Annotated in this window: 18 protein-coding genes; 1 reads left to right on the top strand and 17 read right to left on the bottom strand. The window is 54.8% G+C overall.

The annotated features are described in order from the left end of the window. Nucleotides 1–32 precede the first annotated feature (32 nt). The 4 genes from FLT43_RS26250 to lspA all read right to left on the bottom strand — a co-directional run bounded on the left by FLT43_RS26250 (nt 33) and on the right by lspA (nt 3,377). Entirely contained in the window at nt 33–944 is a 912-nt protein-coding gene (locus tag FLT43_RS26250) for an aspartate carbamoyltransferase catalytic subunit (protein WP_087442176.1), read from the bottom strand. Between the two features lie 5 nt (nt 945–949). Beyond that, nucleotides 950–1,492, bottom strand: coding sequence for a bifunctional pyr operon transcriptional regulator/uracil phosphoribosyltransferase PyrR (pyrR, locus tag FLT43_RS26245; protein ID WP_006675656.1), 543 nt, complete (start codon nt 1,490–1,492; stop codon nt 950–952). A 377-nt stretch (nt 1,493–1,869) separates the two neighbouring features. Then, nucleotides 1,870–2,841 (bottom strand): RluA family pseudouridine synthase, encoded by a 972-nt coding sequence (locus FLT43_RS26240; RefSeq protein WP_087442175.1) that lies wholly within the window; start codon nt 2,839–2,841, stop codon nt 1,870–1,872. Then, the gene (lspA, locus tag FLT43_RS26235) at nt 2,838–3,377 is read right to left on the bottom strand and encodes a signal peptidase II (protein WP_087442174.1); all 540 of its coding nucleotides are present in this window, start codon (nt 3,375–3,377) and stop codon (nt 2,838–2,840) included. Before lspA ends, FLT43_RS26240 begins: the two co-directional genes overlap by 4 nt. Nucleotides 3,378–3,580: 203 nt before the next feature. On the opposite strand from lspA, the gene FLT43_RS26230 reads away from it, so the two are divergent. Continuing rightward, nucleotides 3,581–4,348 carry a TraR/DksA C4-type zinc finger protein gene (locus tag FLT43_RS26230; protein ID WP_087442173.1) on the top strand — a complete coding sequence of 256 codons (768 nt, stop codon included), beginning with the start codon at nt 3,581–3,583 and terminating at the stop codon, nt 4,346–4,348. A gap of 22 nt (nt 4,349–4,370) precedes the next feature. Here the strand turns inward: FLT43_RS26230 and FLT43_RS26225 are convergent, their stop codons facing one another. The 13 genes from FLT43_RS26225 to ftsZ form a co-directional block, all read right to left on the bottom strand. Next, entirely contained in the window at nt 4,371–4,766 is a 396-nt protein-coding gene (locus tag FLT43_RS26225) for a DUF5665 domain-containing protein (protein ID WP_087442172.1), read from the bottom strand. 169 nt (nt 4,767–4,935) lie between these two features. After that, nucleotides 4,936–8,028, bottom strand: a complete 3,093-nt coding sequence (gene ileS / locus FLT43_RS26220; RefSeq protein ID WP_087442171.1) for an isoleucine--tRNA ligase — start codon at nt 8,026–8,028, stop codon at nt 4,936–4,938. A gap of 448 nt (nt 8,029–8,476) precedes the next feature. After that, entirely contained in the window at nt 8,477–8,968 is a 492-nt protein-coding gene (locus FLT43_RS26215) for a DivIVA domain-containing protein (RefSeq protein WP_087442170.1), read from the bottom strand. A gap of 95 nt (nt 8,969–9,063) precedes the next feature. Beyond that, nucleotides 9,064–9,852, bottom strand: a complete 789-nt coding sequence (locus FLT43_RS26210; RefSeq protein ID WP_087442169.1) for a YlmH family RNA-binding protein — start codon at nt 9,850–9,852, stop codon at nt 9,064–9,066. 48 nt (nt 9,853–9,900) lie between these two features. Continuing rightward, nucleotides 9,901–10,173: a YggT family protein gene (locus tag FLT43_RS26205; RefSeq protein ID WP_087442168.1), complete on the bottom strand. Its 273-nt coding sequence runs from the start codon at nt 10,171–10,173 to the stop codon at nt 9,901–9,903. 7 nt (nt 10,174–10,180) lie between these two features. Then, a complete protein-coding gene (locus FLT43_RS26200) occupies nt 10,181–10,630 on the bottom strand; it encodes a cell division protein SepF (protein ID WP_087442219.1) in 450 nt (149 codons plus the stop codon). Continuing rightward, a complete protein-coding gene (locus FLT43_RS26195; RefSeq protein ID WP_087442167.1) occupies nt 10,630–11,316 on the bottom strand; it encodes a YggS family pyridoxal phosphate-dependent enzyme in 687 nt (228 codons plus the stop codon). Before FLT43_RS26195 ends, FLT43_RS26200 begins: the two co-directional genes overlap by 1 nt. A gap of 4 nt (nt 11,317–11,320) precedes the next feature. Beyond that, on the bottom strand, nt 11,321–12,172 hold the full coding sequence (pgeF, locus tag FLT43_RS26190; RefSeq protein WP_087442166.1) for a peptidoglycan editing factor PgeF: 852 nt from the start codon (nt 12,170–12,172) through the stop codon (nt 11,321–11,323). Between the two features lie 46 nt (nt 12,173–12,218). Continuing rightward, nucleotides 12,219–12,509 carry a YlmC/YmxH family sporulation protein gene (locus FLT43_RS26185; RefSeq protein WP_087442165.1) on the bottom strand — a complete coding sequence of 97 codons (291 nt, stop codon included), beginning with the start codon at nt 12,507–12,509 and terminating at the stop codon, nt 12,219–12,221. Nucleotides 12,510–12,647: 138 nt separating this feature from the next. Further along, a complete protein-coding gene (gene sigG, locus FLT43_RS26180; protein ID WP_006675642.1) occupies nt 12,648–13,430 on the bottom strand; it encodes an RNA polymerase sporulation sigma factor SigG in 783 nt (260 codons plus the stop codon). Between the two features lie 127 nt (nt 13,431–13,557). Beyond that, complete coding sequence (sigE, locus tag FLT43_RS26175; protein ID WP_006675641.1) at nt 13,558–14,280, bottom strand: RNA polymerase sporulation sigma factor SigE; 723 nt, start codon at nt 14,278–14,280, stop codon at nt 13,558–13,560. 114 nt (nt 14,281–14,394) lie between these two features. Further along, on the bottom strand, nt 14,395–15,360 hold the full coding sequence (gene spoIIGA / locus FLT43_RS26170) for a sigma-E processing peptidase SpoIIGA (protein ID WP_087442164.1): 966 nt from the start codon (nt 15,358–15,360) through the stop codon (nt 14,395–14,397). Nucleotides 15,361–15,549: 189 nt separating this feature from the next. Beyond that, entirely contained in the window at nt 15,550–16,668 is a 1,119-nt protein-coding gene (ftsZ, locus tag FLT43_RS26165) for a cell division protein FtsZ (protein WP_087442163.1), read from the bottom strand. Nucleotides 16,669–16,698: the final 30 nt, after the last annotated feature.

The following is a 16,698-nucleotide window of genomic DNA, read 5'->3' as shown; positions in this document are numbered from 1 at the left end:
GATATTCCAACCTGCTGACGCGCCCCAGCAGGTTACGCCATGGCCCGCTCCATAACCGCCATCCGTATCGGCACCCCATTGGCCATCTGGTCAAAGATGCGTGCCTGTTCGCATTCCACCACAGCGTCGTCGATTTCAACGTTGCGGTTCACCGGAGCCGGATGCATAATGATGCTGTGTGGCTTCATCCCTGCAACGCGTTCAAGTGTCAATCCGTAATGGGTCCGATATTCCTCCGCCGGCCCGACTTTGTCACCTTGATGCCGCTCCAGCTGGAGTCGCAGCATCATGACGACATCGGCCTGCACGGCTTCTTCTATTGAGATGTACGGGGCATCCAGGTCGTTCGCCCGCATATGCTCCGGAGCGCAGAAGCTGACCTTCGCTCCGAACTTCCGCAGCGCCCACAGATTCGAGCGCGCAACCCGGCTATGCTGGATATCCCCCACGATAGTGACATTCAGACCCGACAGCTCTCCGAAATGCTTCCGCATCGTGTACATGTCCAGGAGCGCCTGCGTCGGATGCTCGTTGTTGCCGTCTCCGGCATTGACAAGCGGCATTCTGACCCGCTCCGCAATTTGTTCCAAGAGACCTACCGGCTTCAAGCGGATAACGCCCGCATCCATCCCCATCGATTCCAGCGTCCGCACCGTATCATAGATGGATTCTCCCTTTTCCACACTGGATGCCTGGGTCGTGAAATTAATGACTTCCGCGCCAAGCCGCTTCTCGGCCACTTCGAACGAACAGCGGGTTCGGGTGCTGCTCTCGAAGAACAGGTTCGTCGCGAATTTGTCCTTGAGCACATGACTTACTTTGTTGGGCTGACGATTCCAGTAATCGGCACGGTCCAAAATGGACTCCATCTCCTGCTTGCTCATCTCCTTCAAACCAAGCAAGCTCCGTTCTTTTACCGAACGCTCCAGTTGAACTACCGCCATGTTGATTACCCCCTGTGATGTATGATTTTCACTTCATCTGAACCATCGACTTCCTTCAAGGCAACTACAATCTCTTCGGTTCTAGAGGTAGGAACGTTCTTGCCCACATAATCCGGTCGTATCGGCAGCTCGCGGTGGCCGCGGTCAGCCAGGACAGCCAATTGAATCATTTGCGGCCGTCCTTGGTCCATTAAGGCGTCCATCGCAGCCCGAATGGTGCGACCCGTATACAGGACATCATCACACAGAATGATTTTCTTGTCGTGAATCGGGAAGGAGGCGCTGAGCTCGCCGTTCTGCTCCGGCTCGCGCTTGGCGTCATCGCGGTAGCGCGTAATATCCAGCTCCCCGACCGGGATATCCATATTCTCAATCTGCCGGATTCGTTCGGCAATCCGGTGCGCCAAGTAAATGCCGCGCGTGCGGATGCCAACCAGCACACAGTTGTCTATCCCCTTGTTCCGTTCCAGAATCTCATGTGTGATGCGGGTCAAGGCTCTTCGTATCGCTATCTCGTCCATAATGATGTTCCAATCCGCTGTACTCATGAATGCATAACTCCCTTCGCTTATCCGTTGCATTTGGCATGTTCCACAGAGGCGTTAGTAATACCATTCACATCGCGGGGCACAAAAAAACTCCTTGCCCACAGGCAAGGAGTTCATTAGTCGATGATAGCGCAGAAGGCCGCGACATCCAGCAAGAGACATGATGAAGGATACTCTGCTCACAGGCAGCCCATACTCCTCCGTTCTCTCGCGTCACGAATCTTCTCGTTACGAACGTTACCTTGCCAGCCTCTCGGGACTGATTTAAAGGTTCAATATTTGGTTCGCTATGAATTATCCCACTTTGCTCTCGACTTGTCAATACGTTTTCTTGAACCGGGATATCTTCTCCGCCTCTGCCCTGCCGGGATTCCGTCCTACCGGTTGCGCAGCATATACAGCAGATGCTCCATATCGTCCGGCAGCGGAGCCTCGAACTGCAGCAATTGACCGCTTGCAGGATGAACGAAACCCAAGGTGGCCGCATGGAGGGCTTGGCCGTTCATCGTTAGGCCGCGCACGCCGCGCGTATACATCGGATCCCCGACGAGCGGATGGCCGATATATTTCATATGGACGCGGATCTGATGGGTTCTGCCCGTCTCCAGTTGAAGTTCAACCAAGGTGACATCCCCGAACCTCTCGGCCACCTGGAAATGGGTCACCGCCCGCTTGCTGTTGCGATCGGTCACCGCGAACATTTTCCGGTCATGCGGATCGCGGCCGATCGGCGCATCGATCGTGCCTTGATCATGCGACAGATTGCCGTGAACGAGCGCCTTATATTTCCGCAGCACCGTGTGCGCCTTCAGTTGTGCCGCCAGCTCCGTATGAGCGCGGTCGTTCTTGGCTGCCATCAGCAGGCCGGACGTATCCTTGTCGATACGATGCACGATGCCGGGACGGAGCTCGCCGTTAATGCCGGACAGATCGCGGCAATGGTGCATAAGGGCGTTCACCACCGTTCCCGACAGATGGCCTGGCGCGGGATGAACGACCATTCCGCGCGGTTTGTTGATGACGATGACATCGGCATCCTCGTAATAAATATCGAGCGGAATCTCCTCCGGGACGATATCCGTCGAGGCCGGTTCCGGAATCCGCAGCTCGATCTCGTCTCCGGCGCCGACTTTGTAATTCGGCTTGACGCTCCGCCCGTTCACAAGCATATGAGCATCCCGAAGCCAGAGCTGGACCTGCGAACGGGATACCGGTTCCTCCAACGATTCGGTTATGTATTTATCGATGCGCTCCCCGGCTTCCGCGTCGGTTACCGTCCATTGCTGCACATCCTGTTCCAAGCCTTCTTGATTGTCTTCCTCCGACGATGTTGTTCGTAAGTCTGTCATTGTGTCGATCCTTCCTTCGATTGTCCGTCTTCTGGACGGCCCTGCTCGGCTTCATGCCGCTGAATCTCGGCCTCGAGCGCCTTTTCCCGCTTCACGGACAGCATCGCATCAAGCAGCACGAAGCCAACGCCGATCGTAATGCCCATGTCGGCGACATTGAAGATCGGGAACGTATACGATCCGAAATTGAATTGAAGAAAATCGACAACCTCGCCCGTCAGCAGCCGATCAAGGAAATTGCCGAGCGCTCCTCCAAGGATAAGGCTAAGTCCGACAGGCAAAATATGTCCTTGCTGATGCCGGATTTTGTACATATACCAAATAATGCCGGAAGCAACAATGATTGTGACAATGATGAAAAACCAGCGTTGATCTTCAAGAATGCTGAACGCGGCTCCAGTATTGCGGTGCGACGTAATTAAGAAAAAATTGCCAATAACCGGAATTTGCTCATATAGCGTTAATCGGGTCGCGATAATCCATTTGGTGCCTTGATCGATGAGGAACACGATCACAGCGATAATATAGTACCACACAGACAACTGTCACCTCATTTACAGGATGTAGGATGCACTCCAAAAAGAGTGCCAAAACGGCATTGATTCCCCGCCATTGTATCACAGGTTGAAAAATAACGTCCAATACAAGCCAATCCGTCACCGTTTTTCCACGTAGTTTTTCCGCCCGATCGCATATGCTATACAGCAGACGACACCTTTAAGGAAGGAGTACGGCTGCCATGAATTCGTTAACATCACAGCAATTGGAGTCGCTCAAGCAGACGCTGCTTGACAAAGAGGCCCAGCTGAGCCGCAAGCTGTCTCACAGCAACCATTACGGATTATCCCGTTCGCTCCGCGAAAATACGGGGGAATTGTCTAATGTGGACAATCACCCGGGGGACGTCGCCACAGAACTATATGAACGGGGCAAGGACATCGCCTTGAATGAGCATGATGAATTCTTGCTCGATCGCATTCATAGCTCCCTCGCTCAGATCGACAAGGGCACTTACGGCATTTGTGCAGTCTGTAAGCAACCGATTCCGTACGAACGGCTGGAAGCCGTGCCTTTTACGATGTACTGCATCGAGCATGAGCCGCAGCGCGAAGTGTCGGATCGCCGGCCGGTGGAGGAGCAATTCCTGATGCCTCCCTTCGGGCGCACCAGTCTGGACGAACTGGACACCCAGAACGGCTTCGACGGGGAAGATGCCTGGCAAATTGTCGAATCGTGGGGCACGTCGAATACTCCGGCGATGCAGGAGGACGGCAATATTGATGACTATGACAATATGTACATTGAAGCGTCCGACGATGTCGACGGCTTCGTCGAATCATTCGAGAGCTTCGTCGCCACGGATATGACCGGAAGCGATGTGTACATCGTTCGCAATCGGCGTTATCGGCATTATATGGACAGCGGGGAAGGAGAGCCGCTGCTCGAGCCGGACGAGACAGCCTATTCGCCAGACGGCTCCAACGATGCCGGCGACGCTTATCATTAAAGTACCGCCGCCATCGACCGGTTCAATACATCTTCGTATCCAGCTGGCGCTGCACGATGCGGACCAGATCCGCAATGAAGTCGCCGATAATCGGCAAGTTCAAAGCGCCGAGAAGCTGTAAAATATAGGCAATCAGTGCAGTGAACAACGTGACTCCGATGGCGATACCGACTCCCCGAGCGATACCGCCCATCACATTGACCCAGATCAGCCTGCGGGGATTGAAAAGCAATGCCGTATATTCATCAAGGCGGGATTTCTCCATTTTTTGCGCCAGACTGACCGTATAATCATGAATCGTCTTCATCATTTGCCGTTCTTCCCACTCATTTTGGGGTACGTCAGCCGGAATTTCCGTACAAATTTCTTCCTTCCCGGTTCGGATGTCCCGCTTGTCCTTCTCCTCTTGTTTGCTCATGCGAATTACGCCTCCTCGTACAAGCCGAATGGCAAAAAAGAGCGTGACCTTCCGGTTCTCCGCAAGGTCCACGCTCTTCTTCCATCCCACATTCCGGAATCAAGCGCCTGTCTTATTGTTGCCACGAGTCAGGCTGCTCATTCCGCACAGATTCGATCGCCCAAGAGCATTACGTCATCCGCACCCGGATCGTCTTCGAACCGACCTCGATCGTATCCATGCCTTCGACTTCGCCGAAAGTAACCGAAGCGACCAGCACATTATCGCGCAGCGTTGCATCGAACGCCTGAATGGCCGCGGTAAGCTCCGCGTCGGCGGCAATGACGAGATCGACCCGCTTCTCGATCGGGAGATCCAACTTCTTCCGCGTATCCTGAATGCCGCGGACGACTTCACGCACCCAGCCCTCTTGCTCCAGCTCCGGCGTAATTTCGGTGTTGAGCGCCACCGTCATCTGGTAGCCCGAAGCCGAGGCAAATCCGGCCTTCGCCTGCTTCTCCACGAGCAGTTCATCGCGTGTGACGGTCAATTCTTCGCCATCCGCTGCCGTGAATGTCCACTCTCCCTGCTCGACAATGCGCCGCGTCTCTTCTGCGGACATCGATTTCAAAGCGTTCTGCATCGGGCCGACGTTTTTGCCGTACTTCTTGCCCGCCACCTTCAGATTGAGCTTCAGGACGAAGTCGACAAATCCGCTGTCGCTCGTCTCCAGACGAATCTGCTTCACATTGATCTCGTCTTGGATGACCGCCTCATAATCGGCCAGATGGAACGGCCGGTCAAGGGAAATGATCAGCTCAGAGAGAGGCTGTCTCGTCTTGATTCCGGTCTCGTTGCGGACATTGCGGGCCAGCTCTACGATCTGGCGGGCCGTCTCCATATCTTGCTCCAGTTCCGTATCAATAAGGGCCCCGTCCGCTTGCGGATAGTCGTCCAGGTGCACGCTCTCGCGTTCGCCGCCCAGATTGGTGTAAATATCGTCCGCCACCATCGGCGCATAAGGCGCAACCAGCTTCGCCAAGGTCAGGAGCACCTTGCGCAGCGTCTGGTAAGCAGACAGCTTGTCATCTGTCATGCCGCTGCCCCAGAAACGGTCCCGGGAACGGCGGATGTACCAGTTGCTCAGTTCGTCCACGTAAGCTTCGATCGCTTTGGCCGGATTCAGGAAGTCATTCGCCTCCAGCCCCTTCGTCACCGACCCGATAAGCGTGTGGAGACGGGACAGAATCCATCGGTCCAGCTTGTTGGCGGATACGCGCTCTTCATAAGCTTGCGCATCATACTGATCGATGTTGGCATAGAGCACATAGAAGGCATGAGTGTTCACGAGCGTGTCGATGACCTTGGACTTCGCTTCCGCGACAATCTGCTTCGAGAAGCGCTTCGAGTTCCATGGCGCGCTGTCCGACAGGAGCGCCCAACGGAATGCATCGGTGCCGTACTCGTTAATAATTTCCCACGGATCGATGACATTGCCTTTCGATTTGGACATTTTTTGTCCGTTCTCATCCAAAATATGACCCGTTGCAATCACCGCCTTGTATGGCGCCTTGCCTTTGTACAGCGTCGATACGGCCAGCAGGCTGAAGAACCAGCCGCGCGTCTGGTCGATCCCTTCGCAGATCATATCGGCCGGATACTGCTCGTTGAATGCCTGTTCATTGCCGAATGGGTGATAGAACTGGGCGAACGGCATGGAGCCGCTGTCGAACCATACGTCGATGACTTCCGGCGTACGCTCCATCACGCCATGCTCGCAGTGCGGGCAGCGCAGCTTCACTTCGTCGACATACGGCTTATGAAGCTCGATATCCTCCGATACAGGCCCGACCGCGCGCGCGATCAGCTCTTCACGGCTGCCAGGCGAATATTCATCCTTACAGGAGGAGCATACCCATACGTTGAGCGGCGTTCCCCAATAGCGGTTCCGGCTGATATTCCAGTCGACAAGATCTTCAAGGAAGTTGCCGAAGCGGCCTTCGCGAATGTGAGATGGATACCAGTCTACCTTGCTGTTGTTTTCAATTAATTGATCTTTAACCGCTGTCGTCTTAATGAACCAGGATTCGGTCGCATAATAGAGCAGCGGTGATTTGCAGCGCCAGCAGAACGGATAGCTGTGCTCGTATTTTTCCTTGCTGTAGAGCGTCTTCTGCTCGGACAGCGCCTTGACGATGTCAATATCGCAATCTTTGACGAAGCGGCCTGCGAAGTCGGTTACTTCCGGCGTATAGCGCCCATGAGTATCCACGACGCTGACGAAGCTGATGCCGTTGTCGCGGCAGCTCTTGTAGTCGTCTTCCCCGTGCGCCGGCGCCATATGGACGATCCCGGTTCCGCTCGCATCCGTGACGAACCCGGCCGCGACGATCAGAAGGCCGTTCTCCGGCTTGATGTAGCTGAATGGCGCATCATAGGTCTTTCCGATAAATTCAGCGCCTTTATGCTCCGACAGAATCGTGTACTCGCCCTGCATCACGTCATCGACGAGGTTTTTGGCCACGATATAGACGCCGTCATCCTGCTGCACCCGCACATAATCCATGTCCGGGTTCATCGCCAGCGCCGCATGAGCGGGCAGGGTCCATGGCGTCGTTGTCCAGGCCAGCACGTACTCCCCGCTGTCCTTCAGCTTGAACTTGACGGTGGCGGACAGATCCTTGACCGTCTCATATCCTTGCGCTACCTCATGCGAGCTGAGGGTCGTCTGGCAGCACGGGCAGTACGGGCTAACGCGGTGGCCGCGGTACAGCAAGCCTTTGTTGTGAATCGTGGACAAAATATGCCATACGCTTTCGATATAGCGATTGTCCAGCGTAATATACGGATCGTCCAGATTGGTCCAATAGCCGATCGCTTCCGTCAGCTCCCGCCATTGCTTTTCATACTCGAAGACGCTGGCCTTGCATTTTTTGACGAATTCCTCGACCCCGTACTTCTCGATCTCCTGCTTGCCGGAGATGCCCAGCTGCTTCTCTACGCCCAACTCGACGGGCAATCCGTGGGTATCCCAGCCAGCCTTGCGGAGAACGCGGTAACCGGACATCGTCTTGTAGCGGCCGATGAAGTCCTTGATAACCCGGCCCAGCACATGCCCGATATGCGGAGCCCCGTTCGCCGTCGGAGGTCCTTCATAGAACACATAGTTCGGCTTGCCTTCGCGCTGATCGATCGATTTCTGGAACGTATTCAGTTCATTCCATCTCTGCAAGACCCGCCGCTCCCGCTCGCGGGCCCGCTCTTTCACATCCACTTTTTTCACGGTTACTCTTCCTTTCTCATCCAAATACATACCTCATAGAACATAAAAAAACCCCATCCCAAAAGGGACGAGGTCTCTCGCGTTACCACCCTTGTTCCATCACCGCCGTCATAATCGGGCGGAATGGCACTCTGTGCGCGCAGCAATCTGCTGGCGCTCCCGGATAACGGCCGGCTGCCGGACAAGCTTACCTCCGCCGCGATGCCGCGCACCGCCGGGAATTCGGCTTGCCTTCTCCGGGATGATGTCCGGTCACGTTGTGTTCATCGGTTCCCACCTATCCCGATTCTCTGGTGAACAACAGTCGTGACGGCGCGTTCCCGTCATTGAATATGCGATATACAATGCGGCCGGGATTCGATCCGGGCCGTATCTATCATACAACGTATGGAATAATACATAGTTATATCGCGTTTTGCGCGAAATGTCAAACGATCCGGCCGGACGCTCAATAGAGCTCCTTCACTTCGGTCCGTTCCGCGCGCTCCAGTCCGTCCCAGCCGTCCTGGCTCAGCAGCTCCAGCTGTGCCTCGACCAGCGTGCGGAAGCGTGTGCGGTAGATGGACGCCTGCTTCTTCAGTTCCTCGATCTCGATCGCTACCTTACGCGATTTGGCCAGCGAATCGTTGATGATCCGGTCGGCATTCTTCTCCGCTTCCTTCAGGATAAGCTGAGCTTCCTTCTTGGCATTGTTCTTCACTTCATCGGCCGCTTCCTGGGCGACAATAATCGTCTTGCTAAGCGTCTCCTCCAGGTTGGCGAAGTGGTCCAGCTTCTCCTGCAGATTGAGCGCATGGTTCTGCAGCTCTTTATTCTCCCGGATAAGCGCTTCGAAATCTTTAATAATCTGATCTAGAAATTCATTCACTTCATCTTCATCGTAACCGCGCAGCTTGCGGCTAAATTCCTTATTATGTATATCGAGCGGTGTCAATGGCATGCTGTGCACCTCCTAATAATTACAAGCCTTGCAGCGACTCATATGCAATTCGACAACCCCTGTCAAAATTCCTGCACAAACGTGCCGCAAGATCATCAGGTGAACGTCCCGACCGTAACCCAATAGCGGCCCTTCTTCGTCAACCCTTCCACATCGATCACCTTGAACCGCCCGAAGCCCTGCAAGGAGACGACGTCCCCCGCTTCAAGCGGGGCGGAAGGATTCAGTTCCACCTTCCAATTGACCTTGCAGCGGCCCGCCTTGATAGGCGCCATGATCTTCGTGCGGCTCAAGCGGAACACGTCGCTAGCAATTCCGTCAAGACGCAAGGAAGCGACGCTCAGCTTCGCTGTCTTCATCTCCGCGTCCGCCGCTTGCAATTCGGACAGAGGAAGGATGTCCGTCAGGACGCTCACCCGGTGAACCTGGCGCAGATGCGTATTTACGAACGGCGCCATCTCCTCCGTTACCAGCACATGACAGCGATCGGGGGAGACATGAATATCCCCAATCTTCTCCCGCTTGATGCCCAAGCCAAGGAGCGCGCCAAGAAAATCACCATGCTCCAGCTCGTCCCACTTGCGGTCAGGTGAGGTGATCTGGAGTACGGAGATTCCCATATCTTCCCCTTCGGCATATACATAATCGGGCGCGATCAAGGCCCGCTTACGCTCTGCCTGCCCGGAACCGCCGTCCAGCCGGAGCTGAACATCCCGACTCCGGTTGACCAGGGTCGCTGTAATATAAGCCTGCCTCGGATCCAAAAAGTCCGTCCGCTTCACCTCATGTCCTTCGGACGCGCGCCGTACCCACTCCCACGCGCGATCGACGAACTCCCGCTCGTCGGGATGGAAGTGGACATACAGCTTCTCGTTATCCTTCATTCCTGATTCCGCCTTTTGCCGTTCTTCTGTACCGTGCGAATCGCGAATCTAGAACAGGTACTGCACAACGGCTACCAGTCCCATGTACACGAAGCGGAGCGCAAACAGGGCGATGATCGGGGAAATATCGAGCATGCCGCCAATCGGCGGGATAATGCGCCGGAACAGACCCAAATACGGCTCGACAATCTTGCCTAAAATTTCGCCGATAAAGCTCTCACGGACATTCGGGAGCCAGGACATCAACACATAAATAATGATGAGCCACGTATAGATTTCATATAGATAGCCCAAATACTGAATAATCGTATACTCCAGCAACAGCAGGTCACCTCGTTTGTGTATATTCGAAATCCTCCGCAAACATCTCCGTTATCGAACCTTGAATCTCGATATTGTCCGGAGTGCAGATGAAAATATTGCTTCCGAGCTTGGAAATGTTGCCGCTCAGCGCATACACCGTTCCGCTCAGGAAATCAATGATCCGCAGCGCCTGATCATTGCGGACGCGCTGAAGATTAATGATGACAGACCGCCGGGAACGCAAATGATCGGCGATCTCCTGCGCTTCATCATAGGATCGCGGCTCGTACAAGACGACCTTGGAAGCCTTCTGCGAATGGATACTCACGATGTTGGATCCTCTCGCGCCCTTGCGCTGATCGAAGGCAGGCGCTTCCAGCTCCTGGTCATCCGCCTGGGTGATCTGCTCTCGTTCGATGACTTCTTCCTCTTCCTGCAATCCGAGAAAACTCATGAAACGGTTCATAACGCCCATCATTCTTCCCTCTCTTTCCCTACCAGAATGGAGCCAAGCCGAATCCATGTCGCCCCTTCCTCAATGGCGATCTCGAAGTCGTTCGACATGCCCATCGACAGATGGGCAAGCGGTTCGGCCCGCGTCTCGTTCAATTCATCCCGCAATTGGCGCAGACCGCGAAAGACCGGTCTCGTCTCCTCCGGTTCCGCTTCATACGGCGCCATCGTCATCAGCCCAATCGGCTGAATGCGCGGGAATGCCTTCAACTCTTCGAGGAAAGGCGCGACTTCCTGCGGCGGCAATCCTTGCTTCGAAGCTTCTCCTGATATATTAACCTGAATGAAGCAGCGGACGACCTGATCCAATTCGGCAGCACGCTTCTCTATCGCCTTGGCCAAGGAGAGGCGGTCCAGCGAATGGATGTATGCGAACTTGCCGACAACTTCCTTCGCCTTGTTCGACTGCAGCGTTCCGATAAAATGCCAGGCCGCCTGCTCACCGTACCGCATCCACTTCGCTTCCGCGTCCTGCCAGCGGTTCTCCCCGACGTGCTTCAAGCCGGCCGCGATCGCCTCTCCCGTCCGATCCAGCGACACATACTTCGTCACGGCGATCGTCCGGACGTCCTCCCGATTGCGCCCCGCTCGGGCGCATGCTTCCTGTATCCGTCGTTCTACAGCTTCGATTCTCTGCTGCAGCGTCATGTCGTCATCCCTTCTTCCAACCAATAAAGCTCATCATGCGGCCGGTTGCTCCCCCTTCCTTGCGGTGGGAAAAAAACATGCCGGTATCGCAGCCGGTGCACAAATTAGTACATTCGATATTTGTTGGCAAAATTCCTGCTTGTTTCAACAATTGTCGATTCAATTCCCTCAAATCGAGCCATGCATGTCCCGGCCGGGAAGATCGAATGACAGCGCGCTCCTCCTCGCCTTCCTCTTCGTTCCACACTGCCCGGACCTGCTCCAGCACCCGGTTGTCCACCTCATAGCAGCACGGACCGATCGAAGGTCCGATGGCCGCTCTTATATGCTCGATCGAACTGAGATAGCGCTTTTGCATCATATGTACCGTCTCCGGGCCAATCCGGGTTACCGTCCCCTTCCAGCCCGCATGCGCCACCGCCACGACCCGCTTCACCGGATCGAGAAAAATAAGCGGCACGCAATCGGCGTAAAAGGAGGCCAGCATCACCCCTTCTGCATCGGTCACGAGCGCGTCCGCATCTTGAATCGCAGTGGCCCGGCCGAACCAGCCCCGGCCCCGGTCTTCCTCCGTAACTGCGTGTACGCGATTGCCGTGAACCTGCTCTCCGCATACCCAGTTCTCGAACGGAATACCGGCAACCCCGGCGACTCGCCGCCGGTTCGCGATGACATCCTCCTCCGCATCGTGCACATGAAGGGCGCAGTTGAGTGAATCGAAGCACCCCTGGCTCACCCCGCCAATCCGGGTCGTGAACCCGGCCGCCAGCCCAGGCGTACCGGCCATCCAGCCGGCCAGTTCGAGCACACCCGGTTCATCCGGCTTATTGCCTTGACGTCGTACAAAAGGTTCCATACCCTTCACCTCAACCTCCAGTGTACCACAAACTCCAGCCGGAAGCCTACGGTCTCGGAAGCAGAACCGTCGTCTCGTATTCCTCCGCCCGAGCAGAGGCCTTCGCCTCCTCCATCTTGACGAGCACGACATCGGCGCCGATTTTAACAATGTTCCGCCACGGAATGACCAGCTCGGTGCCCCCGCCGAAGAAACCGAGGAACTTGCTGTAGTTGGGCACGACGATCGCCTCGATGCGCCCTTGCTTCAAATCCAGCTCGACATCACTAACTTGCCCTAATTTTTTGCCGTCTACAATATTGATAACATCTTTCGTTTGAAAATCGGATATTTTCATCGGGATCCCCACTATGCATTTATTTTGGATCATAATATAGTTATATGTCCGAAGCCTCCAAAATGTCCTCTTCCTGCTTTTCGGCACAAAAAAAGCCGCCGCTTCGAGGCGGACGGCTGCACAATGGTCGTAACCGAATTACGTTCGCACATGCTTTTGCATTTGATTGATAGCTGATTTCTCCAACCGGGATACCTGCGCTTGAGATATGCCGATTTCATCCGCTACCTCCATCTGGGTTTTCCCTTCAAAAAAACGCATCGATAAAATCATTTTCTCTCTCTCGTTCAACTTCCGCATCGCTTCCCGGAGCACAATTTCCTCGATCCAGGATACGTCCTTATTTTTATCATCGCTTATCTGATCCATGACGTATATCGGATCGCCGCCGTCATGATAAATTGGTTCAAAGAGAGAAACCGGATCCTGTATCGCATCCAATGCGAAGACGACATCCTCCTTAGGAACGTTTAATGCTTCCGAGATTTCAATAATCGTAGGCTCCCGCGAATTTTGATTGGTCAAGGAATCACGAACCTGCAGCGCCTTGTAGGCAATGTCCCGCAAGCTGCGGGATACGCGGATCGGGTTGTTGTCCCGCAAATATCTTCGGATCTCGCCGATAATCATCGGTACCGCATAGGTGGAAAATTTAACGTTCTGCCCCAGATCGAAGTTATCGATGGCCTTCATTAGGCCAATGCATCCGACTTGGAACAAATCATCGACGAATTCGCCGCGATTGTTGAAGCGCTGAATAACGCTAAGGACAAGACGCAAGTTACCGTTGACTAGCTTCTCTCGTGCGGAACGTTCATTCCGCTCCTGCAGAGCCACGAACAATTCTCTCATTTCGGCGTTCGTGAGGACGGGCAACTTCGATGTATCGACACCGCAAATTTCGACTTTGTTTCGGGTCATTCGTGACTACCTCCCAGGGTGAAACATTAATGTACATTATCTCCCCGGGGTGCAATTTTATTCCTTCTCCATCTCCCTCTAAGCGGAGGATAAGCGCAAACTCGCTATGGATCAAGCAAAATTGCGGTCACACCATTTTATTGAATTCCTTGCGCAAGCGCTTTATTATTCGCTTCTCCAATCGGGAAATATATGACTGGGAAATGCCGAGCAGATCGGCCACATCCTTTTGCGTTTTCTCCTCTCCGTCGGACAAGCCGAACCGCAGCTCCATAATAAGCCGCTCCCGCTCGCTCAGCTTGTCAAGTGCCTTGTGAAGCAGCTTGCGGTCGACCTGCTCCTCGATATTTTTATATATTGTATCGTTCTCGGTGCCGAGCACATCGCTTAGCAGCAGCTCATTGCCGTCCCAGTCTATGTTCAGCGGCTCATCGAAGGACACTTCGGTTCTCGTCTTGCTGTTGCGGCGCAAATACATTAATATCTCATTCTCGATGCAGCGCGACGCATACGTGGCCAGCTTGATTTTCTTCTCGGGATCGAACGTGTTGACGGCTTTGATCAGCCCGATTGCCCCAATCGAGACAAGATCCTCAATGTGAATGCCTGTATTCTCGAATTTGCGGGCAATGTAGACGACAAGCCGCAGATTGCGCTCGATCAGCATCGCTCTCACGGCGGCTTCCCCGCTGCTCAGCTTCGAGAGCAGGTACTCCTCCTCTTCCCTTGTCAGCGGGGGAGGCAGCGCTTCGCTGCCGCCAATATAATAGATTTCGTCGCGCTTCAATCCCAATAAGAACAACAGTCGGTAATAATAGAGCTGCATGATCAATTTCCATTTCAAGCGCATGGCTACTCCTCCTATGTACGTGGTAATCACCGAACGCAGTCGCCGCACAGGTTCTCCTTCTTGCCGGGAATTCGATAGAGGCGCATTGCGCCGGCATAGTTCCAAGCTTGAGCGTCAAGATGCCCGATGGGCCGTCGGAACCGGCTCGGACGGCATCTGCTGGCCGTTCTCCAGCATATCCGGATGGACAATCGCCTGGAAGGCGCCGTCCCGTGACAGAACGCCCCCGTCGAGCCCGATAATCGCCCGATCGCAGAGCAGCGTCCCCGTCTCTGTCGTAATCCGTATCTCATCCGGTTTGAAGCCAATCATCCATTGCATACCTTGATTGACGCCGCGATAGGGCAGCAGCCGGAGCTTCGATACATCGATGACGCCGCTAACCGATTCCAGCATGTCGAGCGATTGTGAGGTGCCAAGCTGCTGCAGCCAGTCCGCTGGCAGCCAGCCCTCCCATATCCGGGCTTCCGTCACCATCACCGGCGCTCCGCTCAACGGATCATTCAGATGATTGCCCGTATCGACCAATCCGCTTACTTGGCGGCGTATGTCACCGATGCGAATATCCACCGTAACCAACTGCCGCGCCACTTGCTGCTGCCGCTTGCTCCATTTCCAGACGAGGCGGAACAGCCCGTACGAGGCGGGGAGCGCCGCAATGACCAGCCCCATGCCCGCCTGCATCCGGTTGCCGTTAGCGGAGAGCCATTCCGAGGTGCGATGAGCAAGCGACCATAGCCTGGCATCCTGCAGCATATACTGAATACCGATGGCGCCGCCGGCGAGCACGAAGGCCGAGAAGTAAAAAACGGCGATATTTTTAAAAAAATATCCGGGATTGCGAAATCCAAATGCAATGAGCAGCATAAATATGGATATCAGTATCTTTCCCGCATAGGTGTACAGCAGCGGAAAAGCCGGAATAAACAACACCAGGGCATAGAGCGTTCCAAGTCCCGCTCCGGCCGCTACTTTCCAGCGGGAATATGAGAGTCCGCGCATCCAGGCAGTCATCGTCAGCAGCGTCCAATCCAGTGCTAGATTCAGCCCGAATACGAGATCGGCATAGATGACGGTCACGGCGCTCCCTCCTTTTGTACCGCCAATCTATCGTGAGATAAGGATAAGTATATAGAGTGGGCTATCCGAAGTCTGTCTAAAGGTGGGTGGGGGATTGTTACTTTTTTTGTCGAGGAGCAGCGAACCTTGATGGTGGACAAGCATGTAAAAAGACGCCTGCCTCGATAGGCAGACGTCTTGCGTCTATCATCATTCGTTATTGTTGTTGCGCGGACGGTTCCGCAGGAACGTTGGGATGTCCAGCTGATCTCCGCCGGATTGCGTATTGCCGAACGGACGAAGCGGCGATTGAGCGCGGGATTCTCCGCTCGTCTCGCTGGTCGCAGGGCGGCGCCCTGGAATCATCGGAGCCGGCTTATGCTCGAATCCTGTCGCAATGACAGTCACCTTAATGTCATCATTCATGTTCTCATCGATAATTGCACCGAAGATCATATTTACTTCCGGATCCGAGGCCGCGGTCACAATCTCGGCCGCTTCATTGACCTCGTAGAGCGACAAATTCGCTCCGCCCGTAATGTTCATGATGACACCGCGTGCGCCATCGATCGACGTCTCGAGCAGTGGGCTCATAATCGCCTTGCGCGCAGCCTCCGCCGCCCGGCTCTCCCCGTTGGCAATGCCGATTCCCATCAAGGCCGAACCCCGTTCGGTCATAATCGTCTTCACGTCCGCGAAGTCGAGGTTGATCAGCCCTGGCACGGCAATCAAGTCGGAAATGCCTTGAACTGCCTGCCGCAGCACGTTGTCTGCCGCCCGGAACGCTTCCAGCATCGGCGTCTTCTTGTCCACAATTTCCAAGAGGCGATCATTCGGGATGACGATAAGCGTATCCACCTTCTCCTTCAAGGCTTCAATGCCCATCTCCGCCTGCGTCAGACGCTTGCGGCCTTCGAACGTAAATGGCCTCGTAACGACCCCTACCGTCAGTGCCCCGCATTCCTTCGCGATCTCGGCGATGACTGGAGCCGCACCGGTTCCCGTTCCTCCACCCATGCCGGCGGTGACAAATACCATGTCAGCCCCCTTAAGGGTGTTCATAATCAGTTCACGGGACTCTTCGGCCGCCTTCTTCCCCACTTCGGGATTCGCGCCTGCCCCGAGGCCGCGCGTCAGCTTGTCGCCGATCTGCAGCTTGTGCTCGGATTTCGCGAAGTGAAGCGCCTGCGCATCCGTATTTACCGTAATAAATTCAACGCCCTTGACACCGTTATCGATCATGCGGTTGACAGCATTGCTTCCGCCGCCGCCGACACCGATGACCTTAATCTGGGCTAATGCTTCCATCTCGAATTCAAATTCCAACATGAGCTCTCCATCTCCCCTTCATTGTGCATG

Origin of the sequence: Paenibacillus thiaminolyticus (genome assembly GCF_007066085.1) — a bacterium.
Classification (GTDB): Bacteria; Bacillota; Bacilli; order Paenibacillales; family Paenibacillaceae; genus Paenibacillus_B; species Paenibacillus_B thiaminolyticus.
The sequence above is the reverse complement of the archived record's forward strand: the minus strand, read 5'-3'. Positions and strand labels throughout refer to the sequence as shown.